Here is a 15,977-nt window from a genome sequence, read left to right as displayed (position 1 = left end):
CTACACCGGGCCGGCCACCACGGTCACCGGCTTCGGCAGCGGCGTACCCGAACCGTCGCGGCGCGGGTCGGGCGCCGGCAGCTCGGCGGGCATGCCGGTGGCCGTCGCGGCCCGCGCCGGGGCGGCGCCCGCCCAGGCCAGGACGAGGCAGTCCTCGCCCTTGAGGAAGCGCTGGCAGCGCACTCCGCCCGTGGCCCGGCCCTTGCGCGGGTACTGGTCGAACGGCGTCATCTTCGCCGTGCCCTCCGAGACCGCGCCCGGCAGCCCGCCCCGGGCACCCGCGACCGTGACCACCACCGCGTCCTCCGCGGGGTCGACGGCCGTGAAGGAGATGACCTTCGCGTCCGGCGACAGCTTCACGCCCGCCATGCCGCCCGCCGGGCGGCCCTGCGGCCGCACCTGCGAGGCCTGGTAGCGCAGCAACTGGGCGTCGTCCGTGATGAAGACCAGGTCCTCCTCGCCCGTGCGCAGCTCGACGGCGCCGACGATGGTGTCGCCGTCCTTGAGGCCGATGACCTCCAGCTCGTCCTTGTTCGCCGGATAGTCCGGGACGACGCGCTTGACCACGCCCTGCTCGGTGCCGATGGCCAGGCCGGGGGAGGACTCGTCGAGCGTGGTCAGGCAGACCAGCCGCTCGCCGTCCGCCAGTGTCAGGAACTCGGACACGGGGGCGCCGCCCGCCAGGTTCGGCGGGGCCGCCGTGTCCGGCAGCTGCGGCAGGTCGATCACCCGCAGCCGCAGCAGCCGCCCTGCCGAGGTCACCGCGCCGACCTCGCCCAGGGCCGTCGCCGGGACGGCCGAGACGATCACGTCGTGCTTCACGCGCTTGGCATCGGCCGAGGCGTCCGCCGGCTCGCCCGTGGCCGTGCGGGCCAGGAGGCCGGTGGAGGACAGCAGGACCCGGCACGGGTCGTCCGCGACCTTCAGCGGCACCGCCGAGGCCGGCTGGCCCGCCGACTCCAGCAGCACCGTGCGCCGGTCGGTGCCGAACTTCTTCGCCACGTCCGCCAGTTCCGCCGAGACGAGCTTGCGGAGCTCCGCGTCCGACTCCAGGATCCGGGTCAGCTCGGCGATCTCCTCGGTGAGCCTGTCGCGCTCCGACTCCAGCTCGATCCGGTCGAACTTGGTCAGGCGGCGCAGCGGGGTGTCGAGGATGTACTGGGTCTGCGTCTCGGAGAGGGAGAAGCGCTCCACGAGTGACGCCTTGGCGGCCGCCGCGTTATCGCTCGATCGAATGATTCGGATGACCTCGTCGATGTCGACGAGCGCCACCAGCAGGCCCTCGACCAGATGCAGCCGGTCGTTCCGCTTGCCGCGCCGGAACTCGCTGCGCCGGCGGACCACCTCGAAGCGGTGGTCGACGTAGACCTCCAGCAGCTCCTTGAGGCCCAGCGTCAGCGGCTGCCCGTCGACCAGCGCCACGTTGTTGATGCCGAAGGACTCCTCCATCGGCGTCAGCTTGTAGAGCTGCTCCAGGACGGCCTCGGGGTTGAAGCCGTTCTTGATCTCGATGACCAGGCGCAGGCCGTGGGCGCGGTCGGTGAGGTCCTTGACGTCGGCGATGCCCTGGAGCTTCTTGGACCCGACCAGGTCCTTGATCTTGGAGACGACCTTCTCCGGGCCCACCGCGAAGGGCAGCTCGGTGACGACCAGGCCCTTGCGGCGGGCCGAGACGTTCTCCACGGAGACCGTCGCGCGGATCCTGAACGTGCCGCGGCCGGTCTCGTAGGCGTCGCGGATGCCGCTCAGGCCCACGATGCGGCCGCCCGTCGGCAGGTCGGGGCCCGGGACGAACTTCATCAGGGTGTCGAGGTCGGCGCCCGGGTGCCGGATCAGGTGGCGGGCGGCGGCGATGACCTCGCCCAGGTTGTGCGGCGGCATGTTCGTCGCCATGCCGACCGCGATGCCGGACGAACCGTTGACCAACAGGTTCGGATAGGCGGCCGGAAGGGCCACCGGCTCCCGCTCGCTGCCGTCGTAGTTCGGCGCGAAATCGACGGTGTCCTCGTCGATCGACTCCGTCATCAGCGACGACGGCGCCGCCATCCGGGCCTCGGTGTAACGCATGGCCGCGGGCGGGTCGTCGTTGCCCAGCGAGCCGAAGTTGCCGTGGCCGTCCACCAGGGGCAGCCGCATCGAGAACGGCTGCGCCATGCGCACCAGGGCGTCGTAGATCGACGCGTCGCCGTGCGGGTGGAGCTTGCCCATCACCTCGCCGACGACCCGGGCGCACTTCACGTGCCCCCGTTCGGGCCGCAGGCCCATCTCGTTCATCTGGAAGAGGATGCGGCGCTGGACCGGCTTGAGGCCGTCCCGGGCGTCGGGCAGGGCGCGGGAGTAGATGACGGAATAGGCGTACTCGAGGAAGGAGCCCTGCATCTCGTCGACGACGTCGATGTCGAGGATGCGCTCCTCGAACTCTTCCGGCGGCGGGGTCTTCGTGCTGCGGCGGGCCATCGCGGCTGCTGCTCCTTCGATCGATTGCCGAGGCGGGGTCCTGACGCCGACCATTGTGGACCGAGCCACCGACAACGCCGACCGCGACCCGTCCGGGGCATCCCCGGCGGTTCGGGAACTTCGCCAGATGTCAGCGCGCTTGCATACAGTGACAGGACTGTTCATCACGCGAGTCGTCGCGAGGCACCGCGGGATCTCAAGAGATCGAAGGGACGTACATGCCCATGGGTCACACGGCCACGCAACAGGCCGGCTCCGGCGGCCTGACAGCGACCGAGCACCGCCTGGCCAACGGCCTGCGGGTGATCCTCTCCGAGGACCACCTGACCCCGGTCGCCGCGGTCTGCCTCTGGTACGACGTCGGCTCGCGCCACGAGGTCAAGGGCCGTACCGGCCTCGCCCACCTCTTCGAGCACCTGATGTTCCAGGGCTCGGCCCAGGTCAAGGGCAACGGCCACTTCGAGCTGGTCCAGGGCGCCGGCGGATCGCTCAACGGCACCACGAGCTTCGAGCGCACCAACTACTTCGAGACCATGCCGGCCCACCAGGTGGAGCTGGCGCTGTGGCTCGAGGCGGACCGGATGGGCTCGCTGCTCACCGCCCTCGACGACGAGTCGATGGAGAACCAGCGCGACGTCGTCAAGAACGAGCGCCGCCAGCGCTACGACAACGTGCCCTACGGCACGGCCTTCGAGAAGCTGACGGCCATGGCCTACCCCGACGGCCACCCGTACCACCACACGCCCATCGGCTCCATGGCCGACCTGGACGCCGCCTCCCTGGAGGACGCGCGCGCCTTCTTCCGCACGTACTACGCGCCGGGCAACGCCGTCCTCTCGGTCGTCGGCGACATCGACCCCGAGCAGACGCTCGCCTGGATCGAGAAGTACTTCGGCTCCATCCCGGCGCACGACGGGAAGCAGCCCCCGCGCGACGGCCGGCTGCCCGACACCATCGGCGAGCAGCTGCGCGAGGTCGTCCGGGAGGAGGTGCCCTCCCGCGCGCTGATGGCCGCCTACCGCCTGCCCCACGACGGCACGCGCGAGGCCGACGCCGCCGACCTGGCGCTGACCATCCTCGGCGGCGGCGAGTCCTCCCGCCTCCACAACCGCCTCGTGCGGCACGACCGCACCGCCGTCGCGGCCGGCTTCGGCCTGCTGCGCCTGGCCGGCGCGCCCTCGCTCGGCTGGCTGGACGTCAAGGCGTCCGGCGGCGTGGAGGTCCCCGCGATCGAGACCGCCGTGGACGACGAGCTCGCCCGCTTCGCGGCCGAGGGCCCGACGCCCGAGGAGATGGAGCGCGCCCAGGCCCAGCTGGAGCGCGAGTGGCTGGACCGGCTGGCCACCGTCAGCGGCCGCGCGGACGAGCTGTGCCGCTTCGCCGTGCTCTTCGGCGACCCCCAGCTCGCCCTGACCGCCGTTCAGCGCGTCCTGGACATCACGCCCCTGGAGGTGCAGGAGGTCGCCAAGGCCCGGCTGCACCCCGACAACCGCGCCGTGCTGGTGTACGAGCCCACGCCCCAGTCCGGCACCGACGCCGCCGGCGAGAACGAGGAAGAGGAGGCGGACCGGTGAGCGACGCCGCAGCCGCGAGCACCCAGACCGCAGAGGCCTCGATGGAGTTCCACCCGCAGCCCCGCCCCGGCACCGCCTCCCCGTGGGCCTTCCCCGCCCCCGAGCGCGGCCTGCTCCCCAACGGGCTGACCGTGCTGCGCTGCCACCGCGCCGGCCAGCAGGTCGTCGCCGTCGACGTCGTCCTGAACGCGCCGCTGGCCGCCGAGCCCGAGGGCCTGGACGGCGTCGCCACGATCATGGCGCGCGCCTTCTCCGAGGGCACCGACAAGCTCAGCGCCGAGGAGTTCACCGCCGAGCTGGAGCGCTGCGGCGCCACTCTCGACGCGCACGCCGACCACCCCGGCGTCCGGCTCTCCCTGGAGGTCCCGGCCTCCCGGCTGGGCAAGGCCATGGGCCTGCTCGCCGACGCCCTGCGCGCCCCGGCCTTCCCGGACGGCGAGATCGAGCGCCTGGTCGACAACCGCCTGGACGAGATCCCGCACGAGCTGGCCAACCCCGCCCGCCGGGCGGCCATGGCGCTGGCCGCCGAGCTCTTCCCGGCCGGCTCCCGGATGTCCCGCCCCCGCCAGGGCGCGCAGGAGACCGTCGAGCGCATCGACGCCGCGGCCGTCCGGGCCTTCTACGAGGCCCATGTCCGCCCCGCCACCACCACCGTGGCGATCGTCGGCGACTTCACCGGCATCGACCTCGACCGGATCCTGGCGGAGTCCCTCGGCGCCTGGACCGGCACCGCCGCCGAGCCGCTGCCCGTGCCGGCCGTCACCGCCGACGACACCGGCCGCGTCGTGATCGTGGACCGGCCCGGCGCCGTGCAGACGCAGCTGCTCATCGGCCGCACCGGCCCCGACCGGCACGCGAGCGCCTGGCCCGCCCAGATCCTCGGCACCTACTGCCTCGGCGGCACCCTCACCTCCCGCCTGGACCGCGTCCTGCGCGAGGAGAAGGGCTACACCTACGGCGTGCGCTCCTTCGGCCAGGTGCTGCTCTCCGCCCCCGACGGGACGGGCACGGCCATGCTCGCCATCAGCGGCTCCGTGGACACCCCCAACACCGGCCCCGCCCTGGCGGACCTGTGGACCGTGCTGCGCACCCTCGCCGCGGAGGGCCTGACGGACGCCGAGCGCGACGTCGCCGTGCAGAACCTGGTGGGTGTCGCGCCGCTGAAGTACGAGACGGCCGCGGCCGTCGCCGCGACCTTCGCCGACCAGGTCGAGCAGTACCTGCCGGACGACTTCCAGGCGCGGCTGTACGAACGCCTCGCGGAGACCGGCACGGTGGAGGCCACGGCGGCCGTCGTGAGCGCCTTCCCGGCCGACCGCCTCGTCACCGTCCTCGTCGGCGACGCCGCCGAGATCGCCGAGCCCGTCAAGGCCCTGGGCATCGGCCCGGTGACGGTCATCCCCGCCTGACGGCGACTCACCACCCCGGCGCGGCAGGCGACGCCGCGCCGGGGCCCCTTCGGCGCATGGGTCCGTTGTGACCCATGCGCCTCACTTATGTCCGCTTTCAGACGGAGGTTGGGTGTTGGTCGTGTGGCGTACGTCATAAAAGCCCACTTCTGTTTGCTGTTCGAATCTGACGCCGATTAGCGTCAGGCCCGGCAGCCCGCCGATCGGAGCCGCGACCGCGGCCCCGGGCAGCCATCGCCGAGTCCCCGGAGCACCAGCCGAGGGGAGCCGGGGACCCAAACGTCCCTGGGGTGAATCGGGCCCCTCTCACGAGGGATCCGTAGGAGACCTTCCTGCTCCGAACCCGTCAGCTAACCCGGTAGGCGAGAGGGAAGGAAAGGAAACAGCCGCGACATGGCGTTCACCCGTGCCACCGGGAAGCACCGTCGTCCGAGCCGCGCCGCGCGCGTCAGCGCGAACGTGGCGGGCATAGCCACTCTCACGGCCGCCGGCGTCGTCGCCGGTGTCGCCGCCCCGGCCTTCGCCGCCTCCGACGACACGCAGCGCCCCGAGGACACCGGCCTGACCCAGGCCGTCGTCATGGGCGACGTCATGGCCGAGCACGTCGACGCCCAGGCCGAGTCCCAGCGCAGCGCCGCCGACGAGGCCGCCGCCCGCCTCCAGGCCGAGGAGAGCGCCAAGCAGAAGGCCGTCCAGGCCAAGCAGCGCTACGAAGAGGCCCAGCGCAAGGTCGAGGAGGAGCGCGCCGCCAAGGAGAAGGCCGCCCGCGACGAGGAGCGCAAGCGCCTCGGCACCTTCGTGAGCCCGATCGACGGCTCCTACGTCTCCACCTCCTACAAGGCCTCCAGCGGCCTGTGGTCCTCCGGCAGCCACACCGGCATCGACATGCACGCCGAGACCGGCACCTCCGTCCACGCCGTCGGCATGGGCACCATCGTCGAGGCCGGCTGGGGCGGTGCCTACGGCAACAACGTCGTCATCAAGATGGCCGACGGCACGTACACCCAGTACGGCCACCTGTCCTCCATCGACGTCTCCGTCGGCCAGACGGTCACCCCGGGCCAGCAGATCGGCCTCTCCGGCGCCACCGGCAACGTCACCGGCCCGCACCTGCACTTCGAGGCCCGCACGGCCCCCACCTACGGCTCGGACATCGACCCGATCGCCTACATGGCCGCGCACGGCGTCAACCTGTAACGACGACGCGCGACGACGTACGAAAGGCCCCGGCCCCCGGCCGGGGCCTTCGTGTTGGCCAAAAAATATCCATGAAGCGGCGGCACCATCGGAAAACGCCCGGGATTGCCATAGAGTCGCCGAACGGACGTCAATCGGCCGTGCTGCACGGGGATTGAGGCATGAGGCGGAGGTAGACCCATGCGGGGCCGTACGTGAGCGGCGACGGCGAGGGGCCGCGCGAGAGCCGTCGTATTTCCACGCACGCGGTGTGCACCGCCATCCGCGACGACATCGTCTCCGGTGCTTTCCCGCCGGGAAGCCGGCTCATCGAGGAAATCCTCGCCCGCCGCTACGGCGTCTCACGGGTGCCCGTCCGCGAGGCGCTGCGCACCCTGGCCTCCGAGGGCTTCGTGACCACCCGTCGGCACGCCGGCGCCTGTGTCGCCGAACCCACCGAGCGCGAGGCCGCCGACCTCCTCGACATCCGGGCCCTGCTGGAGCCGCTGGGCGCCGCCAAGGCCGCGCAGCGGCGCTCCGAGGCCCACCTCAAGGTGTTGCGGGGCCTGGTCAGGCTCGGCCAGGAGCGGGCCCGCGCGGGCCGCTGCGGCGAACTGCGCCAGCTCGGCGACTGGTTCGACGAGACCCTCGCCCAGGCGTCCGGCAGCCCCTCGGTCGCCGGGCTCCTGACCCAGCTGCGCCGCAAGATCGCGTGGGTGTACGCCCCGGGGCCCGTGGTCCGGCCGCTGGAGACCTGGGAGGCGTGCGGGGCGTTGGTGGACGCGGTGGCCCGGGGGGACGTGGAGCGCGCCCGGGAACTCGCCGCCGTACGGGCCGGCCGTTCGCCCGGTGAATTCCTGCTGCGGCGGACGGGCGGCGATCGCGTGCACCCGCCGAAACAGCCCGTAAACACGGCGGGCGTCCGTCCTTAACGAGCGGCCGCTATTCCTGGGGGAATAGGGCCGGGAATTCGTGGCGGTCCCCGGCCGGGGCACGCCGTGCGCGTCTGCGGAGAGCGGCGCGCACGGCGTGTGAAAATCCTGTGAATACGGCCGGGCCGTGGATACCCGGCTCGCGGCTCACCCGCTCACGGATATGCCGGTGACGGATACGACGACGGGGCCGCGACGGCCTCCGTCGGCCACCGCGGCCCCGCCGCGCGGTCCGCCCGGCGAAAGGGGCGGGCCGGAGGATCAGACGGTCTCCGGGAGCTCCTCGAGCCCCTCGGCGACGAGCTTGGCCAGACGGTCGAGCGCGGCCTCGGCACCCTCCGCCTCGCTGGCGAGGACGATCTCCTCGCCACCCTGGGCGCCCAGGCCCAGCACGGCGAGCATGGAGGCGGCGTTGACGGGGTTGCCGTCCGCCTTGGCGATCGTCATGGGGACGCCGGCGGCGGTCGCCGCACGGACGAAGATCGACGCGGGCCGGGCGTGCAGGCCCTCGGCCCAGCCGACGTTTACGCGGCGCTCAACCATGGTGTTGCCCTTCAAGTCGATATTGGTTGTCTAGACCATTGTGGCACGGGGCGCGCGGTGCCCCGCGCGTGCGCCCCCACCAGGGCCCTTCGGTCGCGCCCGTGGCCCGGGCGGCACCGGCCCGCTGTCGGTGCCCGGCCTTACGCTGGGCCCATGCAGACGCCGTCCGAGCACGCGTACCCGACCCACTGGGAAGCCGACGTCGTGCTGCGCGACGGCGGCATCGCCCACATCCGCCCCATCACGCCCGACGACGCCGGACGGCTGGTCAGCTTTTACGAGCAGGTGTCGGACCAGTCCAAGTACTACCGCTTCTTCGCCCCCTACCCCCGCCTCTCCGACCGGGACGTCCACCGCTTCACCCACCACGACTACGTCGACCGGGTGGGCCTGGCCGCGATCGTCGGCGGCGAGTTCATCGCCACCGTGCGCTACGACCGCATCGCCCCCGCCGACGAGGCCGAGGTCGCCTTCCTCGTCCAGGACGCCCACCAGGGGCGCGGCGTCGCCTCCGCCCTGCTCGAGCACATCGCGGCCGTCGCGCGCGAGCGCTCGATCCGGCGCTTCGCCGCCGAGGTGCTGCCCGCCAACAGCAAGATGATCAAGGTCTTCACGGACGCGGGCTACACGCAGAAGCGCAGCTTCGAGGACGGCGTCGTCCGCCTCGGCCTCGACCTGGAGCCCACCGACGCCTCCCTCGCCGTGCAGCGCGCCCGCGAACAGCGCGCCGAGGCCCACTCGGTGCAGCGCCTGCTCACCCCGCGCTCCGTCGCCGTCGTCGGCGCCGGCCGCGAGCCCGGCGGGATGGGCCGGACGGTGCTGCGCAACATCGTCGCCGGCGGCTTCACCGGGCGGACGTACGCGGTCAACCGCGCCTTCCCCGAGGGGCCTTCGCGCCTGGAGCCCGAGGGCGTCCCGGCCCACCGCTCCGTCGGCGGCATCGCCGAGCCGGTCGACCTCGCGGTCGTCGCCGTCCCGGCCGAGGAGGTCCCCGCCGTCGTCGCCGACTGCGGCGAGCACGGCGTCCAGGGGCTCGTCGTGCTCACCGCCGGGTACGCCGAGAGCGGCGGGAGGGGCCGCGCCCGCCAGCGCGAGCTGGTCCGCCAGGCCCGCTCGCACGGCATGCGCGTCATCGGCCCCAACTCCTTCGGCCTCATCAACACCGCCGAGGCCGTCAGGCTCAACGCCTCCCTCGCCCCCGAGCTGCCCACCACCGGGCGGGTCGGGCTGTTCAGCCAGTCCGGCGCGATCGGCATCGCCCTGCTCTCCGGGCTCCACCGGCGGGCGGCCGGCCTCGTCGGCATCTCCACCTTCGTCTCGGCGGGCAACCGCGCCGACGTCTCCGGCAACGACTTCCTCCAGCACTGGCACGACGACCCCGACACCGACGTCGTCCTGATGTACCTGGAGTCCATCGGCAACCCGCGGAAGTTCGCCCGCCTCGCCCGGCGCACGGCCGCCCGCAAGCCGCTCGTCGTCGTCAAGGGCGCCCGGCACGGCGCCGCCGCCCCGACCGGCCACGCCGTGCCCTCCACCCGCATCCCCGACGCCACGGTCTCCGACCTGCTGCGGCAGGCCGGCGTCATACGTGTCGACACGGTCACCGAGCTGGCCGACACCGGACTGCTCCTCGCCTCCCAGCCGCTCCCCGAGGGCCCCCGGGTCGCGATCTGCGGCAATTCCGAATCCCTCGCCCTGCTCACGTACGACGCCTGCCTCACGGACGGGCTGCGGCCCCTGCTGCCCCGCGACCTGACCACGTCCGCCACCCCGGCGGACTTCCGCGCCGCGCTCTCGGCCGCCCTGGCCGACCGGGCCTGCGACGCCGTGGTCGTCACCGCCATCCCCTGGGTCGGCGACACCTCCGCCGCCGACCTCGCCACCGCCCTGCGCGAGGCCGTCGCCACCGCCCCCACCGCGAAGCCGGTCGCGGTCGTCCACCTGGAGATCCCCGGCCTGGCCGAAGCCCTGGCGGCACCGGTCCCGGACCGGCCCGCCGAGGATGCCGGCGCCCCGGCCCCCCGGGCCGGGGCCGAGGGCCCCGCGGACCCACCGCCGGGGAGCTCCGCCTCCGCGGCCGGGGAACGGCCGGCCGTCGCGGACGGCGGGGCCGCCCCGACGGAGACCACCGCCGGGGGAGCCATCGCGGCGGAAGCCGCCGCCGTCGCGGGCGCCGCCCCCGGTACGCGCCCGGACCGCGCCCCGGCGGGCCCGTCGCCCGCCGCCGACAGCGGCGTCCCGCCCACCGGCCCGGCTGCCCCCGCCGGGCGGGCGGAGCGTGCCGCGGCGGCTTCGCCCTCTTCCGCCATCGGCGGCGACGCGCGGCATGCCGCCGCCTCGGGCGGCGCTCCCGGCGTTCGCGCCGCCACCCCGATCGGCACCGCTTCCGACCCCGGCCCAGCCACAGGCGCCCCCGCCATCCGGATACCCGCCTACCCCGCCGCCGAGCGGGCCGTGCGGGCGCTCGCCGAGGCGGTGCGTTACGCGCGGTGGCGGCGGGACGTCGCCGTGCCCGGGCGGGTGCCCGAGTACGACGACATCGACGAAGAGGGCGCCGCCGCCGACATCGGCGTCCTGCTCAAGGCCCACGGCGCCGTCGCCCCGCGCGCCGTGACGCTCTCCGCCCCCGACACCCAGCGCCTCCTCGCCCGCTACGGCATCGCCGTGCTGCCCGCCCTGCCCGCTCCCGACCCCGACAGCGCCGTGGACGCCGCCCGGCGGCTCGGCTTCCCCGTGGCCCTCAAGCCCACCGCGCCCCACCTCCGCCACCGCGCCGACCTCGGCGGGGTCCGCCTCGACCTCGGGGGCGAGGCGGAACTGCGCCGCGCCTACGCGGAATTGACCGAGCTGCTCGGCAAGCCCGAGGAGCTGAGCCTCGTCGTGCAGTCCATGGCGCCGCGCGGCGTCGACACCGTCGTCCGCGCCGCCATCCACCCCACCGCCGGCGCCGTGCTCTCCTTCGGGCTGGCCGGCGCCCCGTCCCTGCTGCTCGGGGACATCGCCCACCGTCTCGTCCCGGCCACCGACCGGGACGCCGCCGAGCTCATCCGCTCCGTGCGCACCGCGCCGCTGCTCTTCGGCTGGCGCGGCTCCGCCCCCGTGGACACCGCTGCCCTGGAGGAGCTCCTGCTGCGGGTCTCGCGCCTCGTCGACGACCACCCCGAAGTCGTCGGCGCCGACCTGGAGCCGGTGATCGTCGCCCAGCACGGGGTGCACATCCTGGGCGCGACCATCCGGCTGGCCCCGCCCCCGGCCCGCTCCGACCTCGGCCCGCGGAGTCTGCCCCTGTACTGAGGCCCGGCACCGAGCCCCGGCGCCGAGCCCTGGCCGGGGATCGGCGGCAGCCGGACCCCGTACGCCCCGTAGGATGGGACGTATGGCGAAGACCGGTACGACGACCCAGGGGCTGCGCGCGGCCATCGAGCGCAGCGGCTACTACCCGGCCCTCGTGGCCGAGGCGGTGGAAGCCGCCGTGGGCGGTGAGCCGGTCGTGTCGTACCTGGTCCACCAGGAGACGACGTTCGACTCCAACGAGGTGCGCCGCCATGTCACGGTGCTCGTTCTCACCGGTACCCGATTCATCGTCAGCCACACCGACGAGCAGGCCGCCGACGGCACCTCCCCGTCCCCCTACGCCACCACCTCCACCGAGTCCGTGAAGCTCGACCGGATCTCCTCGGTGGTGCTCAGCCGCGTCGTCGCCAACCCCGAGGCCTACACCCCGGGCACCCTGCCCCGCGAGGTCGTCCTCACCATCGGCTGGGGCGCGGTCTCCCGCATCGACCTCGAGCCCGCCGCCTGCGGCGACCCGAACTGCGACGCCGACCACGGCTACACCGGCTCCTCCACCGCCGACGACCTCAGCCTGCGCGTCAGCGAGGCGGGTGACGGCCCGGACACCGTCCGCCAGGCCCTCGCCTTCGCCCAGGCGCTCTCCGAGGCCACCGCGGCGACCACCCGCTGATGTCCTACTCCACCGCGGCGGGCCATGCCTGGCACGAGCCCGCCCCGCTCGACCCCCGCTCCGCCCCGCTGCCCCGCTACGGCACCGGCTCCCTCGCCGACCTGCTGCCCTCGGTCGCCGCGGGCCTCGGCGTGCCCGGGATGTCCTCCGGGATGGAGCTGGCGCCCGCCGACCGGGTCTGCGTCTTCCTGATCGACGGCCTGGGCTGGGAGCTGCTGCGCGCCCACCCCGACGAGGCCCCGTTCCTCCACTCGCTGCTGGGCACGTCCATGAACGGCACCGGCGCGCCCATGACCGCCGGCTTCCCCTCCACCACCGCGAGCTCCCTCGCCTCGGTCGGCACGGGCCTGCCGCCCGGCGCCCACGGCCTGGCCGGCTACACCGTCGCCGACCCGGCCACCGGGCAGCTGATGAACCAGCTCCGCTGGCGCCCCTGGACCGACCCCCACGCCTGGCAGCCGTACCCCACCGTCTTCCAGCTCGCGGACGCGGCCGGGATCGCCACCTGCCAGGTCTCCTCGCCGGACTTCGAGCACACCCCGCTGACCAAGGTCGCGCTGAGCGGCGGCACCTTCCACGGCCGGCTCTCCGGCGAGGAGCGGATGGACTTCGCCGCCGAGCGCCTCGGCGCCGCGGACCGCTCGCTCGTCTACACGTACTACAGCGAGGTGGACGGCAAGGGCCACCGCTTCGGCGTCGACTCCGAGGAGTGGCGCGGCCAGCTGATGTACGTGGACCTGCTCGCCCGGCGGCTGGCCGAACAGCTGCCGCCGCGCTCGGCCCTCTACGTCACCGCGGACCACGGCATGATCGACATCCCGTTCGACCCGGAGTCGCGCATCGACTTCGACGAGGACTGGGAGCTGCGCGCCGGTGTCGCCCTGCTGGGCGGCGAGGCGCGGGCCCGCCACGTCTACGCGGTGCCCGGCGCGGCCGCCGACGTCCTGGCCGTGTGGCGCGAGGTGCTCGGCGAGCAGATGTGGGTCGCGGGCCGGGACGAGGCCATCGAGGCGGGCTGGTTCGGCCCGCCCGGCGAGGGCGTCGACGACCGGGTGTACGCGCGGATCGGCGACGTCGTCGCCGCCGCCCGCGACGACGTCGCGATCGTTGCCACGGAGACCGAGCCCAACGAGTCGAAGATGGTCGGCCTCCACGGTTCCATGACGCCGGTCGAGCAGCTCGTGCCGCTCCTCGAAGTCCGCTCCTGAGCCTCCCCGTTCCACCCCCCACCCCCACGATCAAACGAAAGGCATCGGCCTTCCCATGCCCGAGCTGGTGTTCTTCTCCGGAACGATGGACTGCGGAAAGAGCACCCTCGCTCTGCAGATCGAGCACAACCGGTCGGCCCGCGGCCTCGAGGGGCTGATCTTCACCCGCAACGACCGCGCCGGCGAGGGCAAGCTGTCCTCCCGGCTCGGCCTGGTCACCGACTCCGTCGAGGCGGGGGAGGGGTTCGACTTCTACGCCCACCTGGTCGGGCACCTCTCGGCGGGCGGTCGGGCCGACTACGTCATCTGCGACGAGGCCCAGTTCCTCGAGCCGGAGCAGATCGATCAGCTGGCCCGGATCGTCGACGACCTCGACATGGACGTCTTCGCCTTCGGCATCACCACCGACTTCCGCACCAAGCTCTTCCCGGGCTCCCAGCGTCTGATCGAACTCGCGGACCGCGTCGAGGTCCTCCAGGTCGAGGCGCTGTGCTGGTGCGGGGCACGGGCCACCCACAACGCCCGTACGGTCGGCGGGCAGATGGTCGTCGAGGGCGCGCAGGTCGTCGTCGGCGACGTCAACCAGCCGGAGACCGTGGTCGGTTACGAGGTGCTGTGCCGACGCCACCACCGCCGCCGGCTGACGGCGGCGGCCGCGCGCGCGGCGGCCCTGTCGCCGGACGTGCTGCCGGTGGACCGCGAGAACGCGGGCTGAGCCGGGGCCGATCCCGACGTCCCCTCAGCCGGCCGTCCGCAGCAGGGTGAAGACGGCGCCCTCCGGGTCCTCGACCGTCGCCGCGCGTCCGGCCGCCACCTCCGCCGGGGCGTCCACGACCCGGCCGCCCAGCTCGGCGACCCGCTCGGCGGCCGTGTCCACGTCCGCCACTTCGAAATACGTCATCCAGTGCGGATGCCGCAGCGCCGGCCCCGCGCCCCGGATCGCCGCCACCGGACGGCCGTCCAGGTGCAGCGTGAACGTGTCGGCGCCCACGGCGCCGGACGACTTCGTCTCGTACCCGAACAGCGCGCGGTAGAACTTCAGCACCGCGGCGGCGTCATGGGTCACCAGTTCGTGCCAGACCGGAGTGCCGGGCACGCCGGCCGGACCGGGATCGGCGGCCCCCCGCCCCTGCCGGACGCCGAACGGCGCCCCCGCCGGGTCCGTGGCCAGCACCAGCCGCCCCGCGTCCTCGTCGGCCAGCGGGCCCACGCCCACCGTTCCTCCGGCGCAGTGGATCCACTCCGCGGAGGCGTCCGCGTCGTCGCTCGCCAGATAGGTGGTCCACGCGTTGGCGCGTTGACGATCGGGCGGCAGGCCCCCGATTCCGGCGACGTCCCGGCCGTCGATCGTGGCCCGGACGTACGGCCCCGGCCGGCCGGGGCCGGGAGTGTAGTAGGACCACCCGAACAGCCCGCCGTAGAACTCCTTGGCCGCCTCCAGGTCCTGGGCCAGGAGACTCGTCCAGCAAGGAGTGCCCGGTGTCTGCCGCCGGGTCGCCCCGCGGTGCTCGGAGGAGCCCCATACCTCGGTCATCGTCAGTATCTCCTCGGACCATCGTGGTGGCCGCGCGTCCCCGCCGGGACACGCGCCCCGGCCGTGCCGGGCGTAAGGGTTCCCGCTGAGCATGCCCGAATTCGCGATCCGCTTCCGTGCCCTCGGCAGCGCCGTCCAGTATCGATCAGCAACGCGCCTTCTGGCCAGGGGACCGTTCGGAGCAACGCGGACTACGCCAGGATGGGTTCATGGACGTCATCATCACCGCGAAGGAATGGGCGAGCGAGTCGGCCGGCGAACGGCCGCCGACGCTCCTGGACATCCGCTACCGGCCCGGGGCAGCGCCCGGCCGCCCCCAGTACGAGGCCGGGCACCTCCCGGGCGCGGTCTACGTCGACATGGACGCCGAACTCGCGGCCGAACCCGGGAAGAGAGGCCGTCATCCGCTGCCGGACACCGCGGCGTTCGGGGCGGCGATGCGACGGGCGGGGGTGTGCTCCGACCGCCCGGTCGTCGTCTACGACGACGGTCTGGGCTGGGCCGCCGCCCGGGCGTGGTGGATGCTGCGCTGGGCGGGGCACCCGTCCGTCCGCGTCCTGGACGGCGGCCTCGCCGCGTGGACGGCGGCCGGCGGCGAACTGACGACGGAGGTGCCGGCGCCGGCAGAGGGCGACTTCGTGCCCGAGCCGGGCGCGCTGCCGGTGCTCGACGCGGACGGCGCGGCCGCGCTGGCGCGGCGCGGGGTGCTGCTGGACGCGCGGGCGGGGGAGCGCTACCGGGGCGAGGTGGAGCCCCTCGACCGGGTCGCCGGGCACATCCCCGGCGCGGTCTCCGCGCCCACGACCGAGAACGTCACCGAGGACGGCCTCTTCCGCCCGGCCCCCGAGCTCGCGGCCCGTTTCGCGCGTCTGGGCGCGACGGGGGCGGCGGAGGTGGGCGTCTACTGCGGCTCGGGCGTCTCCGCGGCCCACGAGATCCTCGCCCTGGCGGTGGCGGGTGTGCCGGCGGCGCTGTACGTCGGGTCGTGGAGCGAGTGGTCGTCGGATCCGGCACGGCCGGTGGCGACGGGGCCGGACGCGGGCTGAGCCGGCCGCGGCGGGGGAGGTCTCCCCAGCCCCGCCCAGTGCGGGCGGGCGAAGCCTCGCCCCCGGGGGTCTGGGGGCTCGCCCCCAGGAAACGGTGAAAGGGCGGGACCGGGGCATCCCTCCGCCGCGACGGC

Annotated in this window: 12 protein-coding genes and 1 riboswitch; of the genes, 9 read left to right on the top strand and 3 right to left on the bottom strand. The window is 74.0% G+C overall.

Annotation, left to right across the window (positions count from 1 at the left end; genetic code table 11):
- Entirely contained in the window at positions 1-2,457 is a 2,457-nt protein-coding gene (locus IE096_RS06570) for a DNA gyrase/topoisomerase IV subunit A (protein ID WP_189449255.1), read from the bottom strand.
- 224 nt (positions 2,458-2,681) lie between these two features.
- On the opposite strand from IE096_RS06570, the gene IE096_RS06565 reads away from it, so the two are divergent.
- The 4 genes from IE096_RS06565 to IE096_RS06550 all read left to right on the top strand — a co-directional run bounded on the left by IE096_RS06565 (position 2,682) and on the right by IE096_RS06550 (position 7,548).
- Positions 2,682-4,031, top strand: coding sequence for a M16 family metallopeptidase (locus IE096_RS06565; RefSeq protein WP_189449701.1), 1,350 nt, complete (start codon positions 2,682-2,684; stop codon positions 4,029-4,031).
- 41 nt (positions 4,032-4,072) lie between these two features.
- The gene (locus IE096_RS06560; protein WP_189449698.1) at positions 4,073-5,440 is read left to right on the top strand and encodes a M16 family metallopeptidase; all 1,368 of its coding nucleotides are present in this window, start codon (positions 4,073-4,075) and stop codon (positions 5,438-5,440) included.
- A 225-nt stretch (positions 5,441-5,665) separates the two neighbouring features.
- Positions 5,666-5,820: riboswitch (cyclic di-AMP (ydaO/yuaA leader) on the top strand.
- A gap of 13 nt (positions 5,821-5,833) precedes the next feature.
- A complete protein-coding gene (locus IE096_RS06555; protein ID WP_189449253.1) occupies positions 5,834-6,637 on the top strand; it encodes a M23 family metallopeptidase in 804 nt (267 codons plus the stop codon).
- Between the two features lie 194 nt (positions 6,638-6,831).
- Positions 6,832-7,548, top strand: coding sequence for a GntR family transcriptional regulator (locus IE096_RS06550; protein WP_229819959.1), 717 nt, complete (start codon positions 6,832-6,834; stop codon positions 7,546-7,548).
- A 261-nt stretch (positions 7,549-7,809) separates the two neighbouring features.
- Here IE096_RS06550 and IE096_RS06545 read toward each other — a convergent pair whose 3' ends face one another.
- On the bottom strand, positions 7,810-8,091 hold the full coding sequence (locus IE096_RS06545) for an HPr family phosphocarrier protein (protein WP_126916446.1): 282 nt from the start codon (positions 8,089-8,091) through the stop codon (positions 7,810-7,812).
- Positions 8,092-8,244: 153 nt separating this feature from the next.
- Here IE096_RS06545 and IE096_RS06540 point away from each other — a divergent pair, with 153 nt between their 5' ends.
- From IE096_RS06540 to IE096_RS06525, 4 genes are all read left to right on the top strand, one after another.
- Positions 8,245-11,385, top strand: coding sequence for a GNAT family N-acetyltransferase (locus IE096_RS06540; protein WP_189449251.1), 3,141 nt, complete (start codon positions 8,245-8,247; stop codon positions 11,383-11,385).
- An 82-nt stretch (positions 11,386-11,467) separates the two neighbouring features.
- Positions 11,468-12,055: a DUF5998 family protein gene (locus IE096_RS06535; RefSeq protein ID WP_189449250.1), complete on the top strand. Its 588-nt coding sequence runs from the start codon at positions 11,468-11,470 to the stop codon at positions 12,053-12,055.
- The gene (locus IE096_RS06530) at positions 12,055-13,263 is read left to right on the top strand and encodes an alkaline phosphatase family protein (protein ID WP_189449249.1); all 1,209 of its coding nucleotides are present in this window, start codon (positions 12,055-12,057) and stop codon (positions 13,261-13,263) included. Before IE096_RS06535 ends, IE096_RS06530 begins: the two co-directional genes overlap by 1 nt.
- 55 nt (positions 13,264-13,318) lie before the next feature.
- On the top strand, positions 13,319-13,978 hold the full coding sequence (locus IE096_RS06525; protein WP_189449247.1) for a thymidine kinase: 660 nt from the start codon (positions 13,319-13,321) through the stop codon (positions 13,976-13,978).
- A 24-nt stretch (positions 13,979-14,002) separates the two neighbouring features.
- Here the strand turns inward: IE096_RS06525 and IE096_RS06520 are convergent, their stop codons facing one another.
- The gene (locus tag IE096_RS06520; RefSeq protein ID WP_189449245.1) at positions 14,003-14,797 is read right to left on the bottom strand and encodes a VOC family protein; all 795 of its coding nucleotides are present in this window, start codon (positions 14,795-14,797) and stop codon (positions 14,003-14,005) included.
- A 209-nt stretch (positions 14,798-15,006) separates the two neighbouring features.
- On the opposite strand from IE096_RS06520, the gene IE096_RS06515 reads away from it, so the two are divergent.
- On the top strand, positions 15,007-15,843 hold the full coding sequence (locus IE096_RS06515) for a sulfurtransferase (protein WP_189449243.1): 837 nt from the start codon (positions 15,007-15,009) through the stop codon (positions 15,841-15,843).
- Positions 15,844-15,977: the final 134 nt, after the last annotated feature.

It is taken from the genome of Streptomyces abikoensis (assembly GCF_014648775.1).
Classification (GTDB): Bacteria; Actinomycetota; Actinomycetes; order Streptomycetales; family Streptomycetaceae; genus Streptomyces; species Streptomyces abikoensis.
Note: the sequence above shows the minus strand (reverse complement) of the source record. Positions and strands in the feature narration are given on the sequence as shown.

Bases quoted from the DNA above. Each gene is read 5' to 3' on its own strand.
- IE096_RS06570 (WP_189449255.1), bottom strand. From the start codon at position 2,457: ATGGCCCGCCGCAGCACGAAGACCCCGCCGCCGGAAGAGTTCGAGGAG.
- IE096_RS06565 (WP_189449701.1), top strand. From the start codon at position 2,682: ATGGGTCACACGGCCACGCAACAGGCCGGCTCCGGCGGCCTGACAGCG.
- IE096_RS06560 (WP_189449698.1), top strand. From the start codon at position 4,073: ATGGAGTTCCACCCGCAGCCCCGCCCCGGCACCGCCTCCCCGTGGGCC.
- IE096_RS06555 (WP_189449253.1), top strand. From the start codon at position 5,834: ATGGCGTTCACCCGTGCCACCGGGAAGCACCGTCGTCCGAGCCGCGCC.
- IE096_RS06545 (WP_126916446.1), bottom strand. From the start codon at position 8,091: ATGGTTGAGCGCCGCGTAAACGTCGGCTGGGCCGAGGGCCTGCACGCC.
- IE096_RS06540 (WP_189449251.1), top strand. From the start codon at position 8,245: ATGCAGACGCCGTCCGAGCACGCGTACCCGACCCACTGGGAAGCCGAC.
- IE096_RS06535 (WP_189449250.1), top strand. From the start codon at position 11,468: ATGGCGAAGACCGGTACGACGACCCAGGGGCTGCGCGCGGCCATCGAG.
- IE096_RS06530 (WP_189449249.1), top strand. From the start codon at position 12,055: ATGTCCTACTCCACCGCGGCGGGCCATGCCTGGCACGAGCCCGCCCCG.
- IE096_RS06525 (WP_189449247.1), top strand. From the start codon at position 13,319: ATGCCCGAGCTGGTGTTCTTCTCCGGAACGATGGACTGCGGAAAGAGC.
- IE096_RS06520 (WP_189449245.1), bottom strand. From the start codon at position 14,797: ATGACCGAGGTATGGGGCTCCTCCGAGCACCGCGGGGCGACCCGGCGG.
- IE096_RS06515 (WP_189449243.1), top strand. From the start codon at position 15,007: ATGGACGTCATCATCACCGCGAAGGAATGGGCGAGCGAGTCGGCCGGC.